8 protein-coding genes are annotated in these 6,203 nt (G+C 66.1%); 1 reads left to right on the top strand and 7 read right to left on the bottom strand.

Going from position 1 to position 6,203, the window contains the following annotated elements; translation table 11 throughout:
- The 6 genes from lpxK to EN906_RS19390 all read right to left on the bottom strand — a co-directional run.
- Positions 1 to 644: tetraacyldisaccharide 4'-kinase (gene lpxK / locus EN906_RS19415; protein WP_127375310.1), on the bottom strand; the 644-nt coding region annotated here is incomplete at its 3' end.
- A gap of 1 nt (position 645) precedes the next feature.
- On the bottom strand, positions 646 to 1,962 hold the full coding sequence (gene waaA / locus EN906_RS19410) for a lipid IV(A) 3-deoxy-D-manno-octulosonic acid transferase (RefSeq protein ID WP_027038607.1): 1,317 nt from the start codon (positions 1,960 to 1,962) through the stop codon (positions 646 to 648).
- Entirely contained in the window at positions 1,959 to 2,750 is a 792-nt protein-coding gene (locus tag EN906_RS19405; RefSeq protein WP_127266858.1) for a lysophospholipid acyltransferase family protein, read from the bottom strand. The genes waaA and EN906_RS19405 overlap by 4 nt, the downstream gene beginning before the upstream one ends.
- Positions 2,751 to 2,755: 5 nt before the next feature.
- Positions 2,756 to 3,001 (bottom strand): DUF4170 domain-containing protein, encoded by a 246-nt coding sequence (locus tag EN906_RS19400; RefSeq protein ID WP_027038609.1) that lies wholly within the window; start codon positions 2,999 to 3,001, stop codon positions 2,756 to 2,758.
- Positions 3,002 to 3,104: 103 nt separating this feature from the next.
- Positions 3,105 to 3,908 (bottom strand): 3'(2'),5'-bisphosphate nucleotidase CysQ, encoded by an 804-nt coding sequence (locus EN906_RS19395; RefSeq protein ID WP_127266859.1) that lies wholly within the window; start codon positions 3,906 to 3,908, stop codon positions 3,105 to 3,107.
- Positions 3,895 to 5,238: a TldD/PmbA family protein gene (locus tag EN906_RS19390; RefSeq protein ID WP_127266860.1), complete on the bottom strand. Its 1,344-nt coding sequence runs from the start codon at positions 5,236 to 5,238 to the stop codon at positions 3,895 to 3,897. The genes EN906_RS19395 and EN906_RS19390 overlap by 14 nt, the downstream gene beginning before the upstream one ends.
- 167 nt (positions 5,239 to 5,405) lie before the next feature.
- Between EN906_RS19390 and EN906_RS19385 the strand changes: the two genes are divergently transcribed.
- The gene (locus EN906_RS19385; RefSeq protein WP_127266861.1) at positions 5,406 to 5,822 is read left to right on the top strand and encodes a VOC family protein; all 417 of its coding nucleotides are present in this window, start codon (positions 5,406 to 5,408) and stop codon (positions 5,820 to 5,822) included.
- 23 nt (positions 5,823 to 5,845) lie between these two features.
- On the opposite strand, the gene EN906_RS19380 is transcribed toward EN906_RS19385, so the two are convergent.
- The coding region (locus EN906_RS19380) for an FAD-dependent oxidoreductase (protein WP_127375309.1) at positions 5,846 to 6,203 on the bottom strand (358 nt) is incomplete at its 5' end.

The following is a 6,203-nucleotide window of genomic DNA, read 5'->3' as shown; positions in this document are numbered from 1 at the left end:
AAGATCGGCAGGCCGGCGCGTGCCGCCTGGCGGACCACGCTGTCGGCGGCAGTGCCCTCGCCCATTTTCAACAGCCCGCTGGTGAAGACCAACTGGTCGACGATTTTGGCCCTGAGCGGCCCGCCCGGAATGACGCGGCCATTGCCAATTCCGTAGCGCGCATCGACGACGACCAGCGCATAATCGATGTGGATGCGGGCGCTCTGAAACCCATCGTCCATGATCAGGAATTCGCAGCCATGCCGTTCCAACAGCAGCCGGGCGCCGGCGGCGCGGTTCGGCGTCACCGCCACCGGCGCGTGTTCGGCGAGCAGCAGCGGTTCGTCACCGACATGCCTGGCACTGTCATGGTCGATATCGACCACGTGAGGCTCGGCGAACGAGCCGCCATGGCCGCGCGACAGGAAGCCGGGTTTCAGATGCATTCGCTTCGCCTGCTCGGCGAGCGCGATGGCCACCGGTGTCTTGCCGGTGCCGCCAACCGTGAAATTGCCGATGCACAGAACGGGTGCTTCGATCTTCTCGCGCTTGGCCCGCCGCATGCCGCGGCCGGCGGCGGCGGCATAGATGGCCGATAGCGGCGACAGTGCCAGGACCCGCCAGTCCGGCTCTTCCCACCAGAATGGTGGTGCTTCAGAGGCCACGCTAGCGACCGTTCGCGCCCTTCAGGCGCGACTTGACGACCAGCGGCTGGATATAGGGCTCAAGCGATTTCAGCGTGCGCGCCAGCGCGCCACGCATCTCGTCGACGGTCGCCACACCCGCCGCCATCATCTCGTGGCGCGCCACTTCGTTGGTCAGGAGGAAATTGACGGCGCCGGCCAGCATGTCGCGATCGCGCACCAGCTTGGCGCCGCCGCTGTCGAGGAGACGCTGGTAGGCCTCGCGAAAATTCTGAACATTGCGCCCGGCGAGAACCGCGGTGTCGAGCATGGCCGGTTCCAGCGGGTTCTGGCCACCCTCGGAGGTCAGCGAGCGGCCGACGAAGGCGATTTCGGTCAGCCGGAGATAGAGTCCCATCTCGCCGATCGTGTCGCCGAGCAATATATCCGTGTCGGCGGCTATCCTGTCGCCCTTGCTTCGCCGCGCGACCTTCAGGCCCATGCCGGAAATCTGCGCCGCAAGCGCCTCGCCGCGATCGGGATGACGCGGAACGACGATCGTCAGAAGACCATGGTGGCGTTTGTGCAGCGTCGCGTGGACTTCAGCCGCGACCACTTCCTCGCCGTCATGGGTCGAGATCGCCGCCCAGGTCGGGCGCGTGCCTATCTGCCGCCGCAGCGTCGCCAGCGCCCGTTCGTCGACGGGCGGCGGCGAGGTATCGACCTTGAGATTGCCCGACACGGTGACCGGCCGGGCGCCGAGCGCCAGAAACCGCTCGCCATCGACATCCGACTGCGCCACGACGTGAGCCAGGTTCTCGAACAACGCCTCGGCGATGTTGGCCCGTTTCTTCCACGACTTGAACGAGCGGTCGGAGAGCCTGCCATTGACCAGCACCTGCGGCACGCGGCGCGCGCCAAGCTCGAGGATGGTCATCGGCCAGATTTCGGATTCGGCGATGATCGCCAGATCCGGCTGCCAGTGATCGAGGAACCGGCTGACCGCCGGCTTGAGATCGAGCGGTACGTATTGGTGGATGATCCGGTCACCGAGACGCTCATCGGCGACCTGCGCCGAGGTGACCGTGCCGGTCGTCAGCACGATGTTGACGCCGTAGTCGAGAATGCTTTCGACCAGCGGCACGACGGCGATGGTCTCGCCGACGCTCGCGGCGTGGATCCAGATCACCGGCCCGTCGGGGCGCGCGCGTCCGGCGACGCCATAGCGCTCGCGGCGGCGGTAGCGGTCTTCCTTGCCGCGCGAGGTGCGCCAGGCAACATAGGGCCCGACCAGCGGATAGGCGGCCGCACCCGCGAAACGGTATGCCGACAGCATGGCTCGCGCCCAGCGGCCGCTCATCGCGGAGCATCCACGAGACGGTAGGCCTCGGCGGTCGCGGCATTGAGCGCGGTCGTCACTTCCTGGCGCTTGCGCTCCATTTCGGCCTCATCGGCGCCGGCCGCCACGAAGATCGGCTGACCGATGACGATCGACGAACGGCCGAACGGCAGGTTGATGGTGGTCTTGTCCCAGCTCTTCTCCAGTACCTTGCGGCGGCTGGTGGTGATGGCGACAGGCACAAGCGGCCGGCCCGAGAGGCGAGCCAGGAGAACGATACCAAGCCCTGCGTCTCGTGGCGTGCCGTGCGGAATATCTGCGATCATGGCGACGTTCTTGCCGACGGCGAGCGACTTTTTCAGGGCGATAAGCGCTTTTGCCCCGCCCTTGTCGAGATGCCTGGCATTTTCGCGCCCGCCGGAGCCGCGCACCGCCTCGATGCCGAATTTTTCCAGCATCAAGGCGTTGAGCTCGGCATCAGCGCTGCGCGAAACCATGGCGACCAGCGGCTTGCGCTTGGGGTAATAGGCTGGCGTCAGCAGATGCTGGCCATGCCACAAGGCGATGATGCCAGGCTCGAATTCGGTATAGGCACCGCCCGAAAACCGTGCCGATCCCTCGACGACGCGATTGGTGAGGCGCACGAAGCGCACGAACTGGGCGAACAGGCTGGCGATGGCGTTCTTGACGAATCGCGACTGCGCCAGCGGTTGGCGAATCTTGCGCCAGAAGGCCTTGGTCGTGCGGCTGCGTCCCCTGCCCGTGGGCGCGGCATCGCTTGCTGGCCCTTTCGCCAGGTCATGCTCCATCGAAGTCAACCGGCAACCTTGTTGTCGGGGTCCAGCAGCCGGTGCAGATGAACGACGAAGTAACGCATGTGGGCGTTGTCCACGCTGGCTTGCGCCTTGGCTTTCCACGCCGTGTGCGCGGATTGATAGTCCGGATAGATGCCGACGATATCGAGGCCCTCGAGATCGCGGAATTCGGTGCCGCCAAGCTTCTTGAGTTCGCCACCGAACACCAGATGCAAAAGCTGTTTCTTTCCGTCTTCCGCGGCCATGTCGGTCCTTCACATATCGTGAGTTTGTCACAGGTCTAGACCAAAGCCGCCAACTTTGGAACCTTTAGGGCGAGATGAATTCATCTCGCCGGGGAAAACGCCTTCACGCGTCCAGGCCGGCGATGACGCCGGCGAGCACGGCCAGCAATTCACCGCTGCCGGCAGCAAGGGCGCCGTGGCGGGTCACCTCGCCGGCATATAGTGGAGCGCGACCGTGCTGGTCGAGCAGCTGGCCGCCGGCCTCGCGCAGGATGAGGTCGGCCGCCGCAATATCCCAGTCATGCGCATTCGGCTTGACGAAAGTGGCATCCAGCGCGCCATTGGCGATCATCGCCAGCCGATAAGCCAGCGAAGGGCTGTAGGGCGCTCGCTTCAGCCGCGCCTGCCATTCGGCCGGCATCAGGTCGGTCAACTGCTTCAGCCCGGAAATCTCGGCTGTTTCCGCCAGCTTGCGAACCGCAATGCGCTTGCCGTTGCGGAAGGCGCCCTGGCCCGGCAGCGCCCAATAGGTTTCCTCCATCGCCGGGCATTCCAGCACGCCGGCCAGCGTACGGCCACGCTCGACGACGGCGACGCTGACGCACCAGGTGCGCTGGCCTTCCAGAAAACCGCGCGTGCCGTCGATCGGGTCGACGACGAAGGTGCGGCGTGCCGAAAGCCGGACCGGATCGTCGACGGTCTCTTCCGACAGCCAGCCATAATCCGGTCGCGCCGCCAGCAGCGTTTCGCGCAGGTAGGCGTCGGCGGCATGGTCGGCCTCGCTGACCGGCGATGTGCCGCCCTTCATCCAGACTTGCGGGCTGTTGCCGAAGTAGCGCATGGCGATGAGCCCCGCCTCGCGGGCGGCATCGCGCAGCAGCGGCAAATCTTCGGTGGCCCCGGCTATGGTGAGGTCATGCTCCGGCAAGGGTCATGCCTTCGATCAGGAGCGTTGGGGCGGCGGTGCCGAAATTACGGTCGAGGTCATCAGCCGGCACCATGTTGAGGAACATGGTTTTCAGGTTCGAGGCGATGGTGACCTCGGCGACCGGATAGGCCAGCTCGCCGTTCTCGATCCAGAAACCCGAGGCGCCACGGCTGTATTCGCCGGTGACCATGTCGACGCCCTGGCCGAACACCTCGGTGACATAGAAGCCGGTCTTGAGCGATCTGATCAGCTCTTCCGGCGACCGCTCGCCCGGCTCGATGGCGAGATTGGTGGAGGATGGCGTCACGGAAGAGCCGCCGCGGGCGCCGCGGCCGTTGGTGACGAGGCCCAGTTCCCTTGCGGCCGAGGTCGACAGGAACCAATGGTTGAGCACGCCCTTCTCGACCATCAACAGCTTTTCGCCTTCGACGCCTTCGCCGTCGAACGGCCGTGAGGCCTGGCCACGCAACCGGAGCGGCTCGTCGGTGACGGTGATGGCGGAGGCGGCCACCTGCTTGCCCATCATGTCACGCAGGAACGAGGTCTTGCGCGCGACCGAGGCGCCGTTGATGGCGCCGGCCAGATGGCCGGCGATGCCGCGCGCGACGCGTGGGTCCAACACCACGTCGACCGGCCCGGTCGCTGCCTTGCGCGCGCCGATGCGGCGCACCGCGCGTTCTCCGGCCTTGCGGCCGATGTCCTCGGGCGCATCGAGATCGGCAAAGTGCTGGCGCGATGAGAATTCATAGTCGCGCTCCATGCCGGTGCCCTCGCCGGCGATGACGCTGGCCGAGCGCGAGAACCGCGAGCCGACATAGTGGCCGAGGAAGCCGTGCGAGGTGGCCAGCACCAGGCCGCCGAGGCCGGCACCGGCGCTGGCGCCGGCCGAATTGGTCACGCCCTTGACGCCAAGCGCTGCCGCCTCCGCCGCCAATGCGGCTTCCTTCAACTGGTCGGCGGACACCTCGGTGGCGTCGAACAGATCGAGATCGCGTGTCTGTTTGGCCAGCAATGCCGGGTCGGCCAACCCCTGATAGGGATCCTCAGGCGAGACTCTCGCCATGGAAACAGCGCGTTCGGCCAGCGTTTTCGGGTCGGACGCCGCTGTCGCCGAGACACTCGCCACGCGGCCGCCGACGAAAACACGCAGCGCCACATCCTCGCTCTCGGAGGCTTCCGTAGCCTCGACCTTGCCGAGACGCACCGACACGCCGGTCGAGCGGCCGCGCACGGCCACCGCGTCGGCGGCATCGGCGCCGGCCTTTTTGGCAGCCTCGACCAGAGCCGCGACGCGGTCGGTCAATTTTGCTGCGTCTGATATATCGGTCATGCCTGAAATCCTGCTGGTGCGGCCGGTGTGCGGCCGTTGCCCACCCATCTATTGTTCCGGTCCGGCTTGTGCAATGGCATAGGCTTCAATCAAAATGCAGGGTGGGCGGTTCAAAACCGCGAACCCTGTGACGCAAAATGGGTTCGCAGCTTGCACGGAGCATTTCGATGACGCCTTTCCATCTCGCCTTCCCGGTCCGTGATCTCGATGAAACCCGCGTTTTCTATGGCGAGGTGCTGGGCTGTGCGATCGGCCGTTCATCGGCGACCTGGGTCGATTTCGACCTCTACGGCCACCAGATGTCGGCGCATCTGCGTCCGCAGGCCGCACAGGCCCCCAGTGACGGCAGGGTCGACGGCATTGTCGTGCCGATTCCGCATTTCGGCGCGGTGCTGCTGATGGACGACTGGCAGCGCCTGGCGACGCGGCTGGAGGCGCGCGACGACATCGACTGGCTGGAACGGCCGATGGTGCGTTTCAAGGGCGAACCCGGCGAACAGGCAACGCTGTTCATCCGCGACCCCTCGGGCAATGCCCTGGAATTCAAGGGTTTTCGCTCGCTGGAGCAGGTTTTCGCGCACTAACTCAGATCGAGGGCATCGGTCGATCAACGGCCGAAACGGCCCGCCGCGAAAGGTGCGAGCCGAGCCGGATCGCCGCGTCCGCCGATCAAGTCGGCGACCAGCCGCGCGGTGATCGGAGCCAGCGTCAGGCCGAGATGGCCGTGCCCGAAAGCATGAATTACGCGGGAGCTGCCGCGCGAAGCGCCGATGACCGGCCTGGAATCCGGCAGGGACGGCCGGAAGCCGAGCCATTGCGAGGCATGCGAGCCGAGCCTGGGAAAAATTTGCCTGGCGCCACGGTCAAGCAGCGCCAGCCGGCGCGGATTTGGCGGCGCGACCAGGCCGCCGAGTTCGACGGTGCCGGCGACCCGCAAGCGGCCAGCCATCGGCGTCAGGTAGAAA

Origin of the sequence: Mesorhizobium sp. M7A.F.Ca.CA.004.06.1.1, from assembly GCF_003999135.1 — a bacterium.
Classification (GTDB): domain Bacteria; phylum Pseudomonadota; class Alphaproteobacteria; order Rhizobiales; family Rhizobiaceae; genus Mesorhizobium.
The sequence above is the reverse complement of the archived record's forward strand: the minus strand, read 5'-3'. Positions and strand labels throughout refer to the sequence as shown.